Source organism: Prochlorococcus marinus XMU1419 (assembly GCF_017695955.1).
In the GTDB taxonomy this organism is placed as follows: Bacteria; Cyanobacteriota; Cyanobacteriia; order PCC-6307; family Cyanobiaceae; genus Prochlorococcus_A; species Prochlorococcus_A marinus_AD.
The window spans coordinates 97802-115965 of record NZ_JAAORO010000001.1; the positions used below are offsets into that span (position 1 = coordinate 97802).

Sequence of the window (18164 nt, forward strand, 5' to 3'; positions counted from 1 at the left end):
AGGAAAAAAAAATTGGAATTAAGAACTAAAATTGTATCAGCGGTCATAAGATCTCTTAAGTTACCCCCAAGGTTTAGATTAAAAATGGTTAAAGAAGATCCTGTTAGGCTTGAACTAAGCTTAACTCCTTCTTATGGAAAGAATCCAATTATTGTTGGTTTAGTTGAATCTTTAGACTTGGTTGCTCGAAGAGATAGAGAAGGGAGGTTACCCAGAGATCTGCAAGGAACATGGGATTGGACAGTAAGACATGGGAAAGTTAGTACTGGAGGATGGAACCCTATGTTAAAGGAAGCATTACAAACAATGTTTGAGACAGGATTGCCAGCAATTGTATATGAGGAATTAACTGGAGATGAGTATAGACCTGTTGATGGTGTTAGACATATCAAATAATTAATTTATTATTTATCATAAATTCTTCCTCAAAACGTTAAAATATTTATGCTAGTAATTTAATTAATTATGAATGATGATAATCAACAAAGATTTGGCTTTGTTAATTTTGCTGAAACCTGGAATGGTCGTATGGCAATGATTGGAATTTTGATTGGACTAGGCACTGAACTAATTACTGGACAAAGTATCCTTAGACAAATTGGTATAGGTTAAAATTTTTATTTTATTTCCTCTGCTTTAATCTCAATAGTACTTTCACCAGGTTTTTTGTTTAATTTATTTTTACTTACATTTTTTAAATCTCCACCACAATTTATACAGTATTCACTAATTCCTAAGTTGATCGATCCACAATTATCACAAGTATTTATTTTCGACTTGTAAAAGTTAAAACCCATAAATACTAAAAGTAATAATAAAAGAGGTATCAAAAAGAGGAGGATCAAAATATTACCGACGAAACTCAAAACAAAATTAATTCCAAAAATAGGTATTACTAATAAAAAAATTAAAGAGTAAGTTATCAAATTTTTATTAGCTTTAAGAAAATAACTCATCGAATTTATTTTTATCTCTTGTATCTTTTTTTATTTAATAATGACATTCTAGCAATAACAACGCTCCAACACTGTCCAAAATATAAAATTACTCCTAATAGCCATACCCACAAAGTAAGGACAAGAAAACCTCCAATAAAACCATATGCTTGAAACCTGGCTCCAAGAGAGAGAATGCTTTTACTTACGGCAAGGTTCAATGTGGTTAGGCCAATTCCAATAAGAAAAGATCCTGGTAAAAGTGGTATCAAAGGAACTTTTCTACTAGGTAAGAGACCTTGCAATAAAAGAGCCATTAAAGTAAATCCAATAAGTGGTATTGCAAATTGACCAACTTGTAATAATGGCAATTTTAGTAATAAATTAGAAATTAAATTATTAGATTCTGAGATATTGTCCAAAACATTACTTGGAATCATCCTAAGATTTGCACTGATTTGATCCAAGACCATTAAGAAACCTATAAAAAATACTATTAAAAATGCTTCAACTCTATTTCGGAGAAACCTTGAAGCTTGTTCTCTCCAAGCAGCATTTACTTTTTTAGATGGAAGTTCATCCTCCCAAAGCCTATCAGATCCTCTTTGTAGAGATAAATATGCATTTCCTGCTGTAAAAAGCAAAAACATAGCTCCTAGAATACCTGCTCCAAAACCTTGATCAATTAAATTAAATAAGGTTGTCTCTACTAATTCAACTACTGAAGGTGGTAAAAGTTGAGCTGCAATAGAAATTATTTGTTGATCTAAACCTTCTTGTTTACCTAGGAACCAAGACGCTATTGAAAGAGAAATTAGAAGAATTGGAAAAAATGATTGAAGTGTGTAGTAAGCAAATGCAGCACTTAAATCAATGCAATCAGATTTACTCCATCTCTCACAAGCACCCCACAAACTTTTCAGTATCCAAGTTGAGATGCGCTGCATTTTTATCTTATTCAAATATTTATCTTATATTTCTCATTGTATTGTATCTAATTAAGAAATTTTTCAACCAATTATTTTTTTATTATGCAACTATTTTTCTAATAATAAATTACCCCATGGCTTTAAAATTTTAATTTTTTCCGTTGATCTACCAGCAATTAATGGAAAATTAACATTACTCAAATCTTCACCTGAAACTAAATTTAAGGGATCTGTTTCTAACCACTCTATAGAACAATTGAGTTCTTCTAATAAAAGCCAAGCCGCCGCAATATCCCATATTTTTGGGGTTGATTCTATTGCTCCGAAAGTTTGACCCATTGCTACACTTGTTAAATTTAAACTCGATACACCTAGTAGTCTTATTTTTCCAGGAAAAACTGAGTTTGGGTTTTTTTGTAAAATTTTTATGGATCTACTACATAAAGAAATGCATTCACTTTGATAGTTATTTTGATTAGGATCAATTTTCTTATTATTCAACCAAACACCTTTACCTTTTATTGATACAAATTTTTTTTTCAACGTAGGGATTATTAAAAAAGAAGATTCGGGTCTACCATCCACAAATCTTGCTACTGATATAGACCAGTATGGAATTCCTGCAGCAAAATTTGTTGTTCCATCAAGTGGATCCACTACCCAATATGCTTCTGTATTAGGAATCGACTTTCCTCCTTCTTCACTAAGGACGCCCTCGTCGGGAGCTATTGATGCTAGCCCATTAACTATTGTTTTATCACTCCATAGATCACAACTTGTTATTAATGATCCGTCCGATTTATTGCTAGCACTAATATTTCCAAAATCATTTATTTGACGTTGACTAACTAATTCAAATAAAGAATCTAGTTTGTTTAGTTGATTATTAGTTAAATTTGGGTGTTTCATATTGATATATTGCAAATGGATTTTTTATCTCCTATTTTATTATTTTTTTTATCCAAGCAATTTTTATTTTTTTCAAGGAAAGTTAATCTTTCTAATTCATCTAAGTTCAAATTGAAATTAAAAATAGCAGTAATTTTTTTTGATTTCGCATTACTCAATTCACTCTGTCTTAAAAGTACATCTTTAAGAGTTGATATTCCAACATCATATCTAAGCCTGGAAAGCCTAACAGATTCTTTACTAGAATCAATTTCTTTAATAGACGAAATTATTTTCTCTTCATTTAGTTTAAGATTCAAATAGGCTTTACTGATATTTGTAGTCAAGACATTTTTTAAATTTTCAAAAGCATATTTTTCAGCTTCTGCATCTGCTATTTTTGATTTGTAAGATTTCTTATCTTGTCCACCATTAAAAATATTCCATGCAAAATTGAGACTTATTGTGTTTGTATAGTTAGATCCATATTCTTCATAATCAATTTCATTTGATAATGAGTCGCCCTTGGAGAAAGTACTAGAAAATATGTTGCTTATGTAAATATTTGGTTTACTTTTTGATAAAAAACTATTTGCTTGGCTTTTTTTTATAGATTTTTGAAGAAGAAGGTTTTTTAATGAAAGATTTCTATCTAAACCCTCTTTAACATTTTTATCTAATTTATGATTCCAGAAACCTATTAAACTTTGCTCTTTGTTAATCTCAATATCTCCTTGTATATAAAGAATTTCTTTGAGGGAAATTTTGTTAATTTGATGCTCAATTATCTTTTCATTTAAAGATAGTTTATCTCGTGATAATTGAGCTTTTGCCTCCAGAACCTCAAATTTTGTGCCAATTCCAGCATCTAACTTCGCTTCAGCATCATTCAAACTAGTAATTGATAAATCAAGTGTAAATTTTTTGTTTTGGATATCCTGGTAAGACTTTTGAAATTTGTGATACCTTTTTCTTGCTTCTTGTATTAGATCTTTTTTCTTAATCTCATAATTATTTTTTGCAATTTTGAAATTTTGTTTTGCAATTTTAATTTCGCTTCCTCTCTGAGGATCAATTAAATCAAATCTAATAATAAGAGATGGATTAGCCGTAAACTGCGAAGTTTTTAAAGTCTCTAAATTGCTATTGTAATTTTTACCTAAGGTATATTTTGGTAACCCATTGGCTTGAAAATCTAAGGATGGATATCTTTGAGATATTTGACTTGAAAGATTAAATTTCGCTGAAGTAACTTTATTTTGTAATGATTTTAACTCTGGATTATTTAAGATAATTTTTTCTATCTCATCGTACTTTATAAAAGAAATATTTTCTTTCTCATCTAAAACATTACCCATATAGTTTTTCGTTTCGCTGGAAAATACATTAAGTGAATTTATACATAAAGCAACTGGCAAAAATAGAATGGGATTTATTACTTTTCTAAGCATTTTTTAGAGTATTGGTATTATTAGATTTTCCAATCAGAATATTTATAATATCATTTGAATCATCAAGAATGTGAATTTTGGTATTCAATTGATTTTCCACTTCTTTGATATTTTTGTCATCTAAAAATAAATCAGTATTAAGTTTTAACATGATTGATGGTAGATAAATAGCCTCTCCTAAGTCCTTATTTTTCAGGCCGTAAATTAGATCTTCTCCCGTTAAAAGTCCTGTTACAACTTGTTCTTGACCCCAATAAATGCTAGGTAAACCATATAAATTTATCGTTAATCCATCAATTAAGTTTAATTTTTTAACTATGGGAATAAGCGCCTCATAAACTAATTTACCAACAATCCAACTTATTTTTTTGGGCTTATTTACTTTTTCAGGTAGGTTTTTAGTTTTTTCACTTAATGTTTTGAGGAAGCTTCTAATTGAACCTACACCATTAGATTCTTGTGGCATATTTTCATAGGTTTTGTAACTAGGTAAATTTGTACCAGCTATTAAATACCATTCGTCTGCTAGCCAACAAAAACGAGTTCCAAGATTTAATTGTAATGAGGCTTGAATTCTTTCTACTTGTTTAATTGTTTTTATTGCGTATTCTGAACTGATCGATTTCATGCCATCATTTTCTGGTCTAAATTTTGTTAGTCCTACAGGAACTATTGCAACTGAAAGGACTGTTTTCGCTGTTTTTTTGTGAAAATTAGCTAGTTCGTAAATTGATCGCTCAAGAATTTTACCATCGTTTATATCTGGACATACAACAATTTGAGCATGTATTTGAATAGAGTTCTTTTCAAACCATGAAATTTGATCAAGAATTATTCTTGCTCTTTTATTTTTTAATAATTTTTCTCGAGTATCAGGATCTGTCGCATGAACAGAAACAAAAAGTGGGGATAGTTTTTGCGTAGCTATTCTTTTCCAATCTTCTTTACTTAAATTCGTTAGAGTGAGATAAGAGCCATAAAGAAAACTTAATCTATAATCATCATCCTTTACGTAAAGGCTTTTTCTTTTACCGCTTGGTTGTTGATCTATAAAACAAAATGGACATTTATTATTGCATTGCCTGATTGAATCAAATAATGCATCTTTAAAATTAATGCCTAAATTCAGATCTTGATCTTTTTCTATACTTATGTCGTGAATTTCATTATTTTTATCTAAAACAGATATATTTAAAAACTCTTCACTAATAAGAATCTGATAATCAATTAAATCTCTTGGTTTTTTCCCATTAATACTAATGATGGAATCACCAGATTCAAAGCCAACTTCTTGTGCGATGGAATTATCTTCAATACTTTCAATTTCTGCAGGGTTGATTTTACAAGTTGTATTTGGAACTAAAATATCATTAGAAACCTCTTTGTAATTAATTTCTTGCCACACAATTTAATTCCAAATATTCTATTTATTTATATTTTAAACTCAAATATGACTTAAGGAGTATTAAATACTTTTAAAATCAAAAACATTATTTTGAAATTTATGGCCTTTTATTTATTAAAATATGTCATTCGCACTTTTTTCAAACTCGATTTAAATTGATTAAATGATCTTTATAAACTTTATTCATTGAAAGAATTAATTACAAAAAATTTAGAAGTGAAAGATAAATTTAACCTTGAATTGCATAATACACTTCATTCGTGTGAAAGTATTTTTTTATCAAGGCCAATTGCTCTAAGGTTGTGGTCTTCTTTTTTTGTAATACTGCCTATATTTGTTCAAGCTCCTTGGGTAAGATTTGAACCAATAAGTGCTCTTTGTTTTACTTTTGTTATTCTTTTAGGTGCATTTTTTTTGAATAAGAAAAAATCAAATAAATGGTTCATCGTGAGTTCATTATTAATTGGTGTTTCAGGAAGTTGGCTTGGTGGGTGTTTGTTCTGGGGATGGTTAAGTCCATTTCCTATTCTTCATATTCCTGTTGAATCTGTTGTGCTTCCTTTAGCTTTTATTGGTCTGGGTACAAATTGGAAAATTGGTTCGAGTTTTTATATTTCCTCTTTGTTTGGGACTGCAGTTACTGACATTACTATATTTCTGACAGGAATAATGGATCAATGGAGGGAGGTGATTGCAGCTGATTCTGAAAATGCACCTTTAATTCTTAAAAAAACATCTGAAAATCTTATTCATATAAAATCACTATCCATTATTATTGTTGTCGCACTTATTCTCTGGTTGATTTCAAAAGAAATTTTTGATTCTGGGACTATTAACTCTACTAATGGTAAAGCCCTCTTGGTTTCGAGTTATGTAATTCAAACGACATTAATTGTTGATGGTATTTTTATATTTTTAGCAATCTTACAACCCACTTTAAGTGGATTGGTTTAATGTTGAGGCCTCCTTTTTCTCAAAATGCCATACCACTAGAGAATTGGGACGTGATAGTTATAGGTGCTGGAGCTGCAGGACTTATGACTTGTCTTGAATTACCTGAAAATTTAAAAGTGCTTCTTTTAAATAGGAATACCAGCAAGGTATCCTCTAGTAGATGGGCTCAAGGAGGTATTGCTTCTGTTGTTAGACAAGATGATTCATTTGATCTACATGCTCATGATACTTTGAAGGCAGGAGATGGACTTTGCGATTTTGAAGCAGTAGAAATGCTGGTTAAAGAGGCCCCAGGTTGCGTCGATAGATTGCAGAATTTAGGGATGATTTTTGATCAAAGCTCTGATCAATTAGCTACTACTTTAGAAGCGGCTCATTCTCGCAGAAGAGTCTTGCATGTTAAAGATCGAACTGGCAGAGCATTAGTTGAAGTTCTAGAAGAACATATTGAGTATAAAAAAAATGTTCTTCACTGCAGGGGTGTTAGGGTCACTGAACTTCTAATTGAAGATAAGGAATGTAAAGGTGTTCAGGTTCTTGATGGAGCCAATTTATATTGGATTAAATCAAGAGCTGTCGTTTTAGCTACAGGTGGAGGAGGGCATTTATTTACAAATACAACTAATCCTCCACAGTCCTCAGGAGAAGGCATTGCTCTTGCATGGAAAGCAGGTGCTGCTATTGAAGATCTAGAGTTTGTTCAATTTCATCCAACCGCTTTAAAATTTTATGGTGCACCTTGCTTTTTAATATCTGAGGCACTTAGAGGAGAAGGAGCTATTTTAGTGGATAAAAATGGTGAAAGCCCAGTTAAAAATCTTGAAAATCGTGATTTAGCCTCTAGAGATCAAGTTAGTAGAGCAATTATGAAAAATATGAATGATAATAATGTAGATCATGTTGGCTTAGATCTTCGGTATATTGACCCAGAAAAAATTGTAGAGCGCTTCCCAACGATCTTAAGTAGATGTCAGGATTATGGAGTTAACCCTTTAAATGAAGTTATACCTGTAGCTCCTGCAGCTCACTATTGGATGGGAGGTGTTAAAACTGATCTAAATGCATCTTCTACAAGAAAAGGATTATATGCCGTTGGAGAAGTAGCTTCTACAGGTGTTCATGGCGCTAATAGACTGGCAAGTAATTCACTAATGGAGTGTCTTGTTTTTGCAAGAAAAATGTCTTCAATTGTTTTGAATGATCCCCCCGTATTTGCAAAATTTGATAGATCATTGAAAGAGTTCGATATTGAAGATCCTAAAGAAGATCAAATTTCCAAAATTGCTGAAAAAATTGATGAACTAAGAAAACTATGTTGGTTAAATTTAGGTGTATCTCGAAATAAGGAAAATATGAGTAAATTTTTAAATTACATTCAAAGTGATATAGATAAATTACATAAAAATGATTTAATAAATAGTCTTGAAAAAATAAAATTTGATCAAAAAATAAAACTTAGTGAACGCAACAGGCGAGTCTTGAATCTTTTACTTGATTTAAAGAATAGACAAATAACAACTATAACCTTATTAAAAGCTTGTCTATTTAGAGAGGAAAGTAGAGGGGGGCATTATAGAGATGATTTCCCTCAAAAAGATAAAAATTGGGAATGCCATACTAGACAACACTTAGATCAAAAAATTCAAAAAAGATTTATTAAAAATTAAGATCTCCCTGATAGTTAGTTTTTTGGGCCAATTCTTTCAAATCAACCGTACCACTAGTGATTTCTCCATTGATTTCCCAAGAAGGAAATCCACTAATTCCTTTCGTTTGGCATAGCTCATACTCATTATCTTTACCATCTTTAGCACATTCAACTACTTTTAATTCTTTAACTGCTTCTTTACCAAACAATTGTTTCTGATCGTGGCAATGCGGGCACCAGTATGCACTATACATAACAATATTGTTTTCACTTAAAAATTTTGCAAACTTTACCTTTTGGGGAGAGCTTGCAGTGGTAATTATTGGTGATATATTTTCAGTGGGGTTTGCAACATCAGTAGCATTAGAGGGGTCAACGTTTGCTGACCAAATTAGACCCCCCAGCAGGACACTAATGGCTACAATGAAACCTCTAATAATCATAGGTTCTCTACTTTCGAACTTTGCTCCAATCATAGAAACTATAAAGATAGAAAACGATAAAATTGCTGAAAGTATACAAAAAAAACAATATGCTTGAATCTTAAAAAACATTATATTTATCAATAAAAAGCTAAATATTGATGACGCACAAGAAATTAGAAATAATAACCACCATAAAAACTTATTTAGTTTTTCTCTTGGGGAAATTAAATTAAGCGAGAGTATTATTGTGATAACTAATATTGATAAATATGTTATAAATCCAGCTAATGAGAGAGGTATGTTAACTTGATTATTTTCAAATAAAGTACCCCAAGGACTATTTAAAACTGTTTCACAACCATTTTGTATCCCTGGGCATGAAAGAGAAGAAAATAATCCCCAGTTTTTTAAAGTAATCGAACCTGTGTCAACTATGCCTATAGTGCTAAGAATTGCTATTATGATTTTTGGCCATTTCAAATCTTTTTTATTTCTTTTGTTTAAAGTCTTAAGGGCCATACAAAATGAAGGTTTGTAATTTATATTATCTATCGTAATATTATTTTGGCATCAAAGTTATAAAAGAAATGCTTTTTAAATCTGTTAATTCTTATTTTTTAAGTTGTGAAACAAAATAGTCTAAATATAGAAGGAAAAAAACTATCTAAGATTGCATTTAGTCATGTTGGTTGTGAGAAAAATCTTGTTGATACTGAACATATGCAAGGCTTATTAGATAAAGAGGGTTATGAAGTTGACAGCAATATTAATGATGCAAATATTGTTGTTGTAAATACTTGCAGTTTTATTGAAACAGCTCGAGAAGAATCTGTTAGAAAAATTCTAGAATATACAAATCAAGGAAAGAAAGTAATAGTTGCAGGCTGTATGGCTCAGCATTTTAAAGATGAGCTTATAAAAGAAATTCCTGAAATAAAAGGTTTGGTTGGGACAGGAGATTATCAAAAGATAGCAAAGGTTTTAGACAGAGTAGAAAAAGGGGAAATCGTTAACGAAGTTTCAAAAATACCTGAATTTATTGCAGATGAGGAAATACCTCGTTTTGTAGATAAAAACAAATTTGTTGCTTATCTTCGCATTGCTGAAGGCTGCAACTATAATTGCGCTTTTTGTATTATTCCTAAGTTGAGAGGTCCTCAAAGAAGTAGAACAATAGAATCTATAGTTTCAGAAGCCAAAAGTCTTGCAAAAAATGGTATTCAAGAAATCATATTAATTAGTCAAATAACAACTAATTATGGTCAAGATATTTATGGAAAACCATCATTAGCCAGACTTTTGAATGAGCTTTCTAAAGTTCCAATTCCCTGGATAAGGATACATTATGCTTATCCAACAGGTTTAACTGATGAAGTTATTAGAGCTTTCAAAGATTCAAATAATATAGTGCCTTACTTTGATTTGCCACTTCAGCATAGTCATCCAGATGTGTTGAAGAGTATGAATAGACCTTGGCAAGCTTCTTTGAATGAATCAATTTTGGAGAAAATTAGAGAAGAAATTCCATCTGCTGTATTAAGAACTAGCCTTATTGTTGGTTTCCCAGGAGAAAAAAAAGAACATTTTGAACATCTTCTCGAATTTTTGGATAGGCACAAATTTGATCATGTGGGAGTGTTTATTTTTTCTTCTGAAGAAGGAACTGCAGCTTTTAATTTGCCAAATAAAGTATCTCCAGAGGTTGCAGAGGCAAGAAAAGATAACGTTATTTCAGTTCAACAAAATATCTCTAAAGATAAAAATCAGACATATGTTGGTTCAAAAATGAAGATTTTGGTAGAAAAAACATCAGATAATAACGAATTAATAGGTCGGTCCTACAATTTCGCGCCTGAAATTGACGGGACTGTAATTTTATCTGTTAAAGATAAAATTGATTTGAAAAATTATATTGGGAAATTTGTTGAAGCAAATATTTCTTTTGCGGATGAATATGATTTGTATGGAGAGACTATTAAAATTTTGTAATTTTTTAAATTAATTTAACTGCTCTTAAGAGCTTATCTAATGCGAAAGCAGCTCCAAAACCAAAACCAATAAATGCAAAATAGAAAATGATGTTCATTAATTTTTTAATTTTTTTTAATCTAACATCACATTAAAAGATAAGATCTTTTCGTTTAATTTCTTAATCTTGGGTATATGGTAATTTTTTGTATAAACATTCTTCTGCTTTTTGTAGTTCCCGCCCTAGATATAGAGCATGATCGAATCTGGTTATTAAGTCATTTCTTTCTTCAGTGATCAATATTCCAAGTTGTTTTGCACTAATACCTTTAAAAACTTCATTACTAACTCTTTTATTTTGAGAGTCGCATTTAATTGGTTCATTTGTTTCGGGGTCAAGTGCATAGCCTTCGTCATCGATGTTATTTAAAAAGTGCTCTAAAATAATTTTATTTTCTCTTAAATCTACTTTTATAATAAAATAACCTTTTGGATCTAAGTCTATATATCGGTTGGATAGATTATTATCAATCTTTATTTTTTTATCTAAATTTTTACTAGGATCCATTCTTAGAAGTTAAAAAACTATATTACTAATATAATCTTTGGCATAGCCAAATAATTTTTTATTTGAAGGGTATAGAATTATTCTCAAATTCAATTTCCATCTTGGTTTGTTTATTAACTTCATTTAGCCAAGGATAAATTATATTTTCCATATTTTTGTCAAACCACTTATGCAAGCTAATAGAGCTTTTTGCAAAAAACCCCCTTCGCCTTTTATGTTTACCACCTGCTCCAGGATCAAAAAAATGGATACTATTTTTTATTGCCCATTCAATTGGCTGATAGTAACATAATTCAAAATGTAAATTTGATATCTCTTCTTGACTACCCCAATATCTACCCCATAAGTTTTTTTTATTTTTAACGCACATCGACATAGCAAAAATATCATTTGAATGATTTTTTGATGCGCTAAATAATAAGATATTTCTTTTATTACTTACAATTTTTTCGAAAAATGTAGATGTTAGATATTTACTTCCCCAAACTCCCCACCTCGAACAATGCTGTTCATAAAAATTATGCATTTTTTTAAGGATTTCTTGGTTGATATCATCTTCATTAAAAATTTCTACTTTAATATCTTGTTTAGAAATTGATTTCCTCTCTTTTTTGATATTTTTTCTCTGATTAGAGTTAAATCTAGAAAGAAAATCATCAAAAGTTTTTTCTCCATTACTCCTCCATTCACTGCTGGAATTTATCCATTCATGGTATCCCAAAGATTTAAGATGGTTGCCCCAGCTTTCATCAATATATAAAAAATTACAACTTAAAATTTTGTTTGTAATCGCAAAGCTTTCGATATGGTTTATAAGTAAATTTGTAAGTTCTTTCTTATCTTTATTTTTTTTATAAAGAAATTGATATCCATTTACAGGACTATAAGGACTCATTCCAATTAATTTAGGGTAATAATTTAAATTCAGCTCTTGCGCCAATCTCGCAAATGATTGATCAAAAATGAATTCTCCATAGCTATGATTTTTTAAAAAAAGTGGAGCAATTCCTAATATTTCTTCATTTTTATAAGCAACAAAATATAGAGGCTGCCAACCAGTTTCTCTTGAAACACTTTTTGATATCTCAAGGTTTTTAAGCCAAGTCCATGCATAAAATGGGTTATTGATTTCATTTGCTAATTCATTCCATGTCTCCTTGGAGATTTCTTGAATTGATAATTTGACTTCAACTTTATGTATTTTTTTGGTCATTGATTATTGAATCTATTTCAAATTTTTTTGTAATGAATATGGATTTCATTATTCATTAAATTTTTAATTGATTTTATTTCCCATAGTCTTTTGAGATTAAAAATCTCATTTGTTTGTTCTGGAGGAATCCATGTATATCTACCTCCAATAATTCGTGGAATAATTGTAATTTTTATATCTGTTATAAGATCTTCTTTTATAAATGAATTTATAAGTTTTGCGCCTCCTAAAAGAGCTAGATCATTTATCCCTTGTTTTTTTAGTGAAATTAAAGTTTTTCTCCATGAATCTTCGAAAAAGAATTGTTTCTCGAATTTATTATCCGACAAATTATCAACTTTACTTGAGCTTATTAGCCATCTTTTAATTGGTTGACGAAAGTATTGCCAATTACTGTTAAATTTTTTGCTATTTGAAGCAACTATAGAAATTGGTTGGCTTTTTGATATATTTACTACGTCATTATCATTTAGATTTTTAATTATGTAAGTTGATTGATGAGCTATTAAAGTACCTAAACCAAAAATGGTGGCATCAACCATTGATAAGTTTTGATTTAACATTTTTTTATCTTCTTCGCTTCCAAGATGGGATTCTCCACCTCCAGGAAATGCAATTCTCCCATCAAGACTAGATGCTATAACAATTATTACTCTTGGGATACTCAAGTTTGCGTGACTAAACTATTTTCAAGTTTCAAATTCAATGAATTTGTTAACTTTTGATCAACATAAATTTCTGCAGCATTATTTGGACTCTCCTGGAGTCTTATTTTGTGTAATGTTGCACCAAGTTTATGTATTGGTTTTTTAAGAATATCAGAAATATATAAAGCTATATTTTCAGCAGTTGGAACACAATTATGGAAAAATTCGATGTCTTTATTTAAAAAAGTGTGATCTAGTTGTTCAACAACTAAATCATTAATTATCTCTTGGAGGGCAGATAAGTCGCAAACCATTCCTGTTCTTTTATCAATTTCTCCTTTTACAGTTATATCGACAAGATAGTTGTGACCATGTCCATTAACTCTGGCACATTTCCCATAGATTTTTTTATTTTCATCAAAGGATATCTCTTCTTTTGCAAGTCTATGAGCGGCTGCAAAATGAGTTTGTACTGTTAAAAATGCTTCCATGTTTTTTCCAAAATAATCAACCCATAAATTTGGGTTTTCATAAAGCCTTAGACTTGTAAGAGGTAAATCATCCTTTAGACGACCCCAAATGACTTTTACTAATGCTTCAGTTGTGGGAAGTATACCCTCTTGATTATCAATATTAAATTCAGGCCAGACATCATTTAAAAAATGAAAATCTAATTGTCCAGTAACCTTATCTTTAATAGAGTGTTTTACATCAGAGAGATTAAGTACCATTCCATCAGAGTCTAGTTCTCCACCCATTGAAACAATAAGTTCGTAATTATGACCATGACCTGGTGCAATACTGCACTTTCCAAAAAGAGAAAAATTTTCTTCTGGGCTTTTTTCAGGAAGCCAATAACGGTGACTAGAACTAAAGCAGGCACGTCGAGTTATGACGCATTCACGTCCTTTTCCATGTAATGGTTTGGATTGTGTAGAAGTCATACCTGTCTGCGATAATACTATCTTAAGGTTTTAAATACGCTTTTGTCTTTATGGAACAATCCATTATCAAAAAAACAGTTCATTCTATAAAGGGCAGAAGCATATTTTTAATTGGAATGATGGGTTCTGGTAAGTCACAAACTGGTTTGAAGCTGGCTCAATTATTGCATTACAAATATATTGATTTAGATTCATTAATAGAAAAGTTGGCAAAAAAATCTATCAATCAAATTTTTAATGATGAAGGAGAAGATAATTTCCGTGAATTAGAAGCAAACTGCCTTAAAGAAACTATCAAAATTCCTTCATTAGTAATCTCAACTGGTGGAGGAATAGTTACCAAATCGGAAAACTGGGGAATCTTAAGACAGGGTATAATTGCTTGGATAGATCTCGATAAAAATATAGCAATTGAAAGATTGAAAAATGAAATTGAAAATAGGCCACTTCTTCATGGAAAGAATCTAAATGATTTATATACGAGCATTTTTCAATCTAGAAAAAATTTGTATTCTCAAGCTGATCTGAGAATTCAAGTAAAAAGAGAAAATATTGAAGAAGTCGCTATGAAAATAATTAATGCAATTCATAAAGAAATAATTAGTTAATCTGGTTCAATTCTTACTGCAAACCATTTGATAACATATCCTAATTTTATTTCTAATTCATAAGTGCTTTCCAATAATTCTTCAAAAAATTCTTGATCAGGAGCTTCTATATTTTGATATATTGTTTGTGTTTCTGTCTTACTAAGCCAATTCTTCAACCATAAAATTGCTTCTTGTTTTGATACAATTTTTTCTTTTGAATCTGGCTCTAATAATACATAATGATCTGATGCTCTTATTAGTGGATTTGACATAATGAAAATTATTCTTGGATTAATACTTTGTTTGATTTTTCAAGGAATTTTTTTAGAAAGTTCTTTTGCTCTAGTAGATTCTAACGTACGAGAGTTTTTGGAAAATCGTGTAAATCAATGGCCAGAATTATATTTGCCAAATTTTAAATTATCTGACACTTCTAAGGATTTAATTTATCCTAAATGGTTCGAGGGGAATTGGCTTGTTACTTCTCAAGATATAATTAATGATTCTGAAGAACCTGTTATTTATAAAGTAAATTTCTTTAAGAATGATTCAGATTTAATTATTGGAAATCGTGCAAAAAATTCTGAATCTATTGGAAAAGCAATATTTGGTGATACCTTAATCAAGGTTGTAGATGATCCTCAATCTATTAATAATCAAATTACTTATTTAAAAGATGATCTTTATATCGATTCAAGAATTACAGGGAGAAATCAGATTCAAGATGATGATATTTTTTTCGCAGATGAGCTAGTGATACAAACAGCACATAAGCCAGGCGCTTCAAGGATTAATCAGGTAGAGACCATTAGTAAATTTCAAAAATGTTCCGAAGAAATATTGCAAGTTAATAATTCAATCAAACCGTCAATTTGTGGAGTGCAATATGTTGCTTCTTATGGCTCAAAAGTTGGTGATCCTTCTATTCATGCTATAAAAACAAATAAATATAAATTAAAGTTTGAATTTATTGAGAGCTAGCACTAAAAAGATATTCTTCTAAGTTGTTCCTCCACATAAAAAGATTTTCTAGATAAGGGTTATTTATGTATTCTTGACACCCCTCTCCTGAAAGAATTGGCCCTGAAGACTTTGGAAATTTAAGAAGTGATAATTGAGCTGCAATTGAAATATCTGCAATTGATAAACTATCTCCAACTAGATTTTTTTTGTTGATCAAGGATTTTGATAAAGCTTCCAGTAATTTTTGGAGTTCTAAATTATCTTTAGAAGACAAAACTACATTAGAAATTTTACTAAGATTTTCAAAAGGTAATTTATCTACAATACTTTTAACTGAAGAAGGTATTTCATCTGGAAGTAATGCAGTTCTTAGCTGTGGGTTTTCTATTGCAGATTTTATTAAAGCTTTTCTACAAGTTGCAGCCATTGTAGTATCTGCCCAGTCTTCGATTAGTTTGCATTGTGCAAATAATATTGGGTCCTCAGGAAAGAGTGGATTGTTATCATTTTTTTTATCTATATATTCGCAAATATTTGATGAGTCATGAATAATTTGATCATTACTATCGACTATTACAGGTACTTGTTTTTGACCTGATAATTTAAAGATTTCAAATTGGCCTATTCCAGGCGTTACTTCTTCAACTCGATATTGTAGTTTTTTTGCATGAAGTGCCATTCTTGTTTTTAAACAAAAAGCACTATGCCTAAATTGATATAATGTAATCATGCTGTTTAATGTTTGTTAAAACTTAGCTAAAAAAGTAATCTATTTGTGGAGCTGATGGGCGAATTTTTCTCTAATGTTGCAAGATATCCCAAATATTTAATATCCATCATTGTTGGGGGACTTGTTGCTTTGCTTGAACCTTTATTCAAGAATAGATCAAATCCACTCACAATAGTAGGTTTGATATCTTCTGTCCTAAGTGCTTTCATAACTGTTTATTTTGTCTTGCAAGCTATGACAAACCCAATAAATTTATAACCATAATGCCAAATAATTACCGTCTTGCAAAAGTTTCTTCTCTTTTGAAGAAAGAAATAACCCTTATTTTGCAGAATGATTTGGAAAATGATCTTATTAGAGATCATTTCGTAAATATTTCTAAGATTGATTTATCAGGTGATTTGCAACACTGTAAAATTTACATAACTTCAACTGCTCAAGAGAAAGTGAGGAAAGAGATTGTAGCAAACTTGAATACTGCTAAAAGCTTTATAAGACATAGTTTAGGAAAAAGAATAGAGATGAGAAGAGTGCCAGAGATAGTTTTTAAAGACGATGTTGTTCTTGATAAAGGATTATCTGTCTTGAAACTTCTCGATGAATTAAAAAATAAAAACCAAAATAATAATGTTGAGGACAAGGATGCCAATAGTTGATCTACCTCTTGATCAAAGAAATATAATTATTACTCGATCAAAAGAAGGGATATTGGATATAAAAAAGATATTCACAAGTAAGGGCGCTAATGTATTTGATTTGCCTGCAATAAGTATTGGTGATCCTGATGATCTGAATCCTCTTGACGAAGCATTAAATCAAATAAATGATTTTCATTGGATTATTTTTTCCAGTAGTAATGGGATTAAATTTGTGGATAAAAGACTTAGATACTTTAATAGTTCATTAAAAGAATGTTCTAAAAAAACAAAAATCGCTGTAGTCGGAGAAAAAACTTCAAAAACTCTTGATGATTTTGGGATTAAGGCTGATTTCATACCTCCAGAATTCGTTGCTGAAAGTTTAATTAATAATTTCCCAGTATCTGGTTATGGACTTCGAGTCTTTGTACCAAGAGTTCAAACAGGTGGTAGGGATCTAATTGCAGATCAATTTAGAAAGGCTGGTTCCCGTGTATTTGAGGTTGCTGCATATGAAACTAGATGTCCCGAATCAATTCCGGAAGAAACAATTGATATTATTTCTAATCGAAAAGTAGATGCAATTATTTTCTCAAGCGGTAAAACCGTAGTAAATGCTGCTTTTTTACTAGAAAAAAAACTTGGTAAACAATGGTTAGAATATTTTGAACAGATTAAGTTGTTAACTATTGGACCTCAGACAACAAAAATATGTAACAAGATTTTTGGAAGAGTTGATAGTCAGGCACAAAAATATACTTTTGAAGGACTGCTAGATCTGGCAATTAATATTTTTAGTTAGAAAAATTTTTTGAATAGTTCTTTTCAACTAAATCCTTGAACCTATCAATATTGGCCTGTAATTCGTTTGTAACCATTTTGCCCAAGATATTTTCTTCCATAAAACGCGCAATCATTTTAGGGAGCTCATAAGTTATTGCTAAATTTACCGTTGTGATTTGATCAGCTTTACTTTCGAAAACTACTGATCCCTCAGTTGGTAAGCCCCCTATAGATTTCCATTTAAGTTTGCTTTTTTCGACCCTTTCTGTAATTTGAGCTTTCCATTTAAACCTAAAGCCATTTGCAGCCAAAGTCCATTCTGTTAAATCTGGTAATGTATTAGTCTCTTCATCAACTGTTTTTACAGATTCAATCCAGCTCATCCAAAGTGACATTGAGTCTAAATCGCTCCATGTATCCCAAACATTTTCAAGAGGCGCATTAACTACTGTTATTACGTCATGTTTTAGCCAAGTACCCATCAA

The 18164-nt window shown here is 30.5% G+C and carries 24 protein-coding genes; 10 read left to right on the plus strand and 14 right to left on the minus strand.

Annotated elements, in window-relative coordinates; all coding sequences use genetic code 11:
* Positions 1-12: 12 nt before the first annotated feature.
* Positions 13-396: a hypothetical protein gene (locus tag HA151_RS00490; protein WP_209105623.1), complete on the plus strand. Its 384-nt coding sequence runs from the start codon at positions 13-15 to the stop codon at positions 394-396.
* A gap of 69 nt (positions 397-465) precedes the next feature.
* Positions 466-612 (plus strand): high light inducible protein, encoded by a 147-nt coding sequence (locus HA151_RS00495; protein WP_209105624.1) that lies wholly within the window; start codon positions 466-468, stop codon positions 610-612.
* 5 nt (positions 613-617) lie between these two features.
* On the opposite strand, the gene HA151_RS00500 is transcribed toward HA151_RS00495, so the two are convergent.
* The 5 genes from HA151_RS00500 to HA151_RS00520 form a co-directional block, all read right to left on the minus strand.
* Positions 618-956: a hypothetical protein gene (locus HA151_RS00500; RefSeq protein ID WP_209105625.1), complete on the minus strand. Its 339-nt coding sequence runs from the start codon at positions 954-956 to the stop codon at positions 618-620.
* Between the two features lie 11 nt (positions 957-967).
* Positions 968-1882, minus strand: coding sequence for a YihY/virulence factor BrkB family protein (locus HA151_RS00505; protein WP_209105626.1), 915 nt, complete (start codon positions 1880-1882; stop codon positions 968-970).
* A gap of 90 nt (positions 1883-1972) precedes the next feature.
* The gene (locus tag HA151_RS00510) at positions 1973-2773 is read right to left on the minus strand and encodes an inositol monophosphatase family protein (RefSeq protein WP_209105627.1); all 801 of its coding nucleotides are present in this window, start codon (positions 2771-2773) and stop codon (positions 1973-1975) included.
* Positions 2770-4203, minus strand: a complete 1434-nt coding sequence (locus tag HA151_RS00515; RefSeq protein ID WP_209105628.1) for a TolC family protein — start codon at positions 4201-4203, stop codon at positions 2770-2772. The genes HA151_RS00510 and HA151_RS00515 overlap by 4 nt, the downstream gene beginning before the upstream one ends.
* The gene (locus HA151_RS00520) at positions 4196-5608 is read right to left on the minus strand and encodes a TIGR03279 family radical SAM protein (protein WP_209105629.1); all 1413 of its coding nucleotides are present in this window, start codon (positions 5606-5608) and stop codon (positions 4196-4198) included. The genes HA151_RS00515 and HA151_RS00520 overlap by 8 nt, the downstream gene beginning before the upstream one ends.
* A gap of 186 nt (positions 5609-5794) precedes the next feature.
* On the opposite strand from HA151_RS00520, the gene HA151_RS00525 reads away from it, so the two are divergent.
* Together HA151_RS00525 and nadB are read left to right on the plus strand one after the other, a co-directional pair.
* Positions 5795-6562: a DUF3120 domain-containing protein gene (locus tag HA151_RS00525; protein ID WP_209105630.1), complete on the plus strand. Its 768-nt coding sequence runs from the start codon at positions 5795-5797 to the stop codon at positions 6560-6562.
* Positions 6562-8229 (plus strand): L-aspartate oxidase, encoded by a 1668-nt coding sequence (gene nadB, locus HA151_RS00530; protein ID WP_209105631.1) that lies wholly within the window; start codon positions 6562-6564, stop codon positions 8227-8229. Before HA151_RS00525 ends, nadB begins: the two co-directional genes overlap by 1 nt.
* Here the strand turns inward: nadB and HA151_RS00535 are convergent.
* Positions 8219-9154 carry a vitamin K epoxide reductase family protein gene (locus tag HA151_RS00535; RefSeq protein ID WP_209105632.1) on the minus strand — a complete coding sequence of 312 codons (936 nt, stop codon included), beginning with the start codon at positions 9152-9154 and terminating at the stop codon, positions 8219-8221. The genes nadB and HA151_RS00535 overlap by 11 nt on opposite strands.
* 105 nt (positions 9155-9259) lie before the next feature.
* Between HA151_RS00535 and rimO the strand changes: the two genes are divergently transcribed.
* A complete protein-coding gene (gene rimO / locus HA151_RS00540; RefSeq protein WP_209105633.1) occupies positions 9260-10624 on the plus strand; it encodes a 30S ribosomal protein S12 methylthiotransferase RimO in 1365 nt (454 codons plus the stop codon).
* A gap of 4 nt (positions 10625-10628) precedes the next feature.
* Here rimO and petL read toward each other — a convergent pair whose 3' ends face one another.
* The 5 genes from petL to HA151_RS00565 all read right to left on the minus strand — a co-directional run bounded on the left by petL (position 10629) and on the right by HA151_RS00565 (position 13975).
* Positions 10629-10721 carry a cytochrome b6-f complex subunit PetL gene (gene petL, locus HA151_RS00545; protein ID WP_011375671.1) on the minus strand — a complete coding sequence of 31 codons (93 nt, stop codon included), beginning with the start codon at positions 10719-10721 and terminating at the stop codon, positions 10629-10631.
* A 63-nt stretch (positions 10722-10784) separates the two neighbouring features.
* Entirely contained in the window at positions 10785-11171 is a 387-nt protein-coding gene (locus HA151_RS00550) for a DUF4346 domain-containing protein (RefSeq protein ID WP_209105634.1), read from the minus strand.
* Between the two features lie 58 nt (positions 11172-11229).
* Complete coding sequence (locus HA151_RS00555; RefSeq protein WP_209105635.1) at positions 11230-12384, minus strand: peptidogalycan biosysnthesis protein; 1155 nt, start codon at positions 12382-12384, stop codon at positions 11230-11232.
* Positions 12385-12401: 17 nt separating this feature from the next.
* Positions 12402-13052, minus strand: coding sequence for a dihydrofolate reductase family protein (locus HA151_RS00560; RefSeq protein ID WP_209105636.1), 651 nt, complete (start codon positions 13050-13052; stop codon positions 12402-12404).
* The gene (locus tag HA151_RS00565) at positions 13049-13975 is read right to left on the minus strand and encodes a 6-pyruvoyl trahydropterin synthase family protein (RefSeq protein ID WP_209105637.1); all 927 of its coding nucleotides are present in this window, start codon (positions 13973-13975) and stop codon (positions 13049-13051) included. Before HA151_RS00565 ends, HA151_RS00560 begins: the two co-directional genes overlap by 4 nt.
* A gap of 50 nt (positions 13976-14025) precedes the next feature.
* On the opposite strand from HA151_RS00565, the gene HA151_RS00570 reads away from it, so the two are divergent.
* The gene (locus HA151_RS00570; RefSeq protein WP_209105638.1) at positions 14026-14583 is read left to right on the plus strand and encodes a shikimate kinase; all 558 of its coding nucleotides are present in this window, start codon (positions 14026-14028) and stop codon (positions 14581-14583) included.
* Here the strand turns inward: HA151_RS00570 and HA151_RS00575 are convergent.
* Positions 14580-14837, minus strand: coding sequence for a chlororespiratory reduction protein 7 (locus HA151_RS00575; protein ID WP_209105639.1), 258 nt, complete (start codon positions 14835-14837; stop codon positions 14580-14582). The genes HA151_RS00570 and HA151_RS00575 overlap by 4 nt on opposite strands.
* A gap of 1 nt (position 14838) precedes the next feature.
* Here HA151_RS00575 and HA151_RS00580 point away from each other — a divergent pair, with 1 nt between their 5' ends.
* Positions 14839-15546, plus strand: a complete 708-nt coding sequence (locus tag HA151_RS00580; protein ID WP_209105640.1) for a DUF6816 family protein — start codon at positions 14839-14841, stop codon at positions 15544-15546.
* Here the strand turns inward: HA151_RS00580 and HA151_RS00585 are convergent.
* Entirely contained in the window at positions 15533-16258 is a 726-nt protein-coding gene (locus HA151_RS00585) for a glutathione S-transferase family protein (protein ID WP_209105641.1), read from the minus strand. The two genes, HA151_RS00580 and HA151_RS00585, sit on opposite strands and share 14 nt — an antisense overlap.
* Before the next feature lie 54 nt (positions 16259-16312).
* On the opposite strand from HA151_RS00585, the gene HA151_RS00590 reads away from it, so the two are divergent.
* From HA151_RS00590 to HA151_RS00600, 3 genes are read left to right on the plus strand one after another with little or no spacing between them, the layout of a single operon-like run.
* Positions 16313-16516 (plus strand): DUF751 family protein, encoded by a 204-nt coding sequence (locus HA151_RS00590; protein ID WP_209105642.1) that lies wholly within the window; start codon positions 16313-16315, stop codon positions 16514-16516.
* Positions 16517-16521: 5 nt separating this feature from the next.
* A complete protein-coding gene (gene rbfA, locus HA151_RS00595) occupies positions 16522-16914 on the plus strand; it encodes a 30S ribosome-binding factor RbfA (RefSeq protein WP_209105643.1) in 393 nt (130 codons plus the stop codon).
* The gene (locus HA151_RS00600; protein WP_209105644.1) at positions 16901-17698 is read left to right on the plus strand and encodes a uroporphyrinogen-III synthase; all 798 of its coding nucleotides are present in this window, start codon (positions 16901-16903) and stop codon (positions 17696-17698) included. Before rbfA ends, HA151_RS00600 begins: the two co-directional genes overlap by 14 nt.
* Here HA151_RS00600 and HA151_RS00605 read toward each other — a convergent pair.
* Positions 17691-18161, minus strand: a complete 471-nt coding sequence (locus tag HA151_RS00605; RefSeq protein WP_209105645.1) for an SRPBCC family protein — start codon at positions 18159-18161, stop codon at positions 17691-17693. The two genes, HA151_RS00600 and HA151_RS00605, sit on opposite strands and share 8 nt — an antisense overlap.
* Between the last annotated feature and the right edge of the window lie 3 nt (positions 18162-18164).

Bases quoted from the DNA above. Each gene is read 5' to 3' on its own strand.
- HA151_RS00495 (WP_209105624.1), top strand. From the start codon at position 466: ATGAATGATGATAATCAACAAAGATTTGGCTTTGTTAATTTTGCTGAA.
- HA151_RS00500 (WP_209105625.1), bottom strand. From the start codon at position 956: ATGAGTTATTTTCTTAAAGCTAATAAAAATTTGATAACTTACTCTTTA.
- HA151_RS00505 (WP_209105626.1), bottom strand. From the start codon at position 1,882: ATGCAGCGCATCTCAACTTGGATACTGAAAAGTTTGTGGGGTGCTTGT.
- HA151_RS00510 (WP_209105627.1), bottom strand. From the start codon at position 2,773: ATGAAACACCCAAATTTAACTAATAATCAACTAAACAAACTAGATTCT.
- HA151_RS00515 (WP_209105628.1), bottom strand. From the start codon at position 4,203: ATGCTTAGAAAAGTAATAAATCCCATTCTATTTTTGCCAGTTGCTTTA.
- nadB (WP_209105631.1), top strand. From the start codon at position 6,562: ATGTTGAGGCCTCCTTTTTCTCAAAATGCCATACCACTAGAGAATTGG.
- HA151_RS00535 (WP_209105632.1), bottom strand. From the start codon at position 9,154: ATGGCCCTTAAGACTTTAAACAAAAGAAATAAAAAAGATTTGAAATGG.
- petL (WP_011375671.1), bottom strand. From the start codon at position 10,721: ATGAACATCATTTTCTATTTTGCATTTATTGGTTTTGGTTTTGGAGCT.
- HA151_RS00550 (WP_209105634.1), bottom strand. From the start codon at position 11,171: ATGGATCCTAGTAAAAATTTAGATAAAAAAATAAAGATTGATAATAAT.
- HA151_RS00555 (WP_209105635.1), bottom strand. From the start codon at position 12,384: ATGACCAAAAAAATACATAAAGTTGAAGTCAAATTATCAATTCAAGAA.
- HA151_RS00565 (WP_209105637.1), bottom strand. From the start codon at position 13,975: ATGACTTCTACACAATCCAAACCATTACATGGAAAAGGACGTGAATGC.
- HA151_RS00570 (WP_209105638.1), top strand. From the start codon at position 14,026: ATGGAACAATCCATTATCAAAAAAACAGTTCATTCTATAAAGGGCAGA.
- HA151_RS00575 (WP_209105639.1), bottom strand. From the start codon at position 14,837: ATGTCAAATCCACTAATAAGAGCATCAGATCATTATGTATTATTAGAG.
- HA151_RS00580 (WP_209105640.1), top strand. From the start codon at position 14,839: ATGAAAATTATTCTTGGATTAATACTTTGTTTGATTTTTCAAGGAATT.
- HA151_RS00585 (WP_209105641.1), bottom strand. From the start codon at position 16,258: ATGATTACATTATATCAATTTAGGCATAGTGCTTTTTGTTTAAAAACA.
- HA151_RS00590 (WP_209105642.1), top strand. From the start codon at position 16,313: ATGGGCGAATTTTTCTCTAATGTTGCAAGATATCCCAAATATTTAATA.
- rbfA (WP_209105643.1), top strand. From the start codon at position 16,522: ATGCCAAATAATTACCGTCTTGCAAAAGTTTCTTCTCTTTTGAAGAAA.
- HA151_RS00600 (WP_209105644.1), top strand. From the start codon at position 16,901: ATGCCAATAGTTGATCTACCTCTTGATCAAAGAAATATAATTATTACT.
- HA151_RS00605 (WP_209105645.1), bottom strand. From the start codon at position 18,161: ATGGGTACTTGGCTAAAACATGACGTAATAACAGTAGTTAATGCGCCT.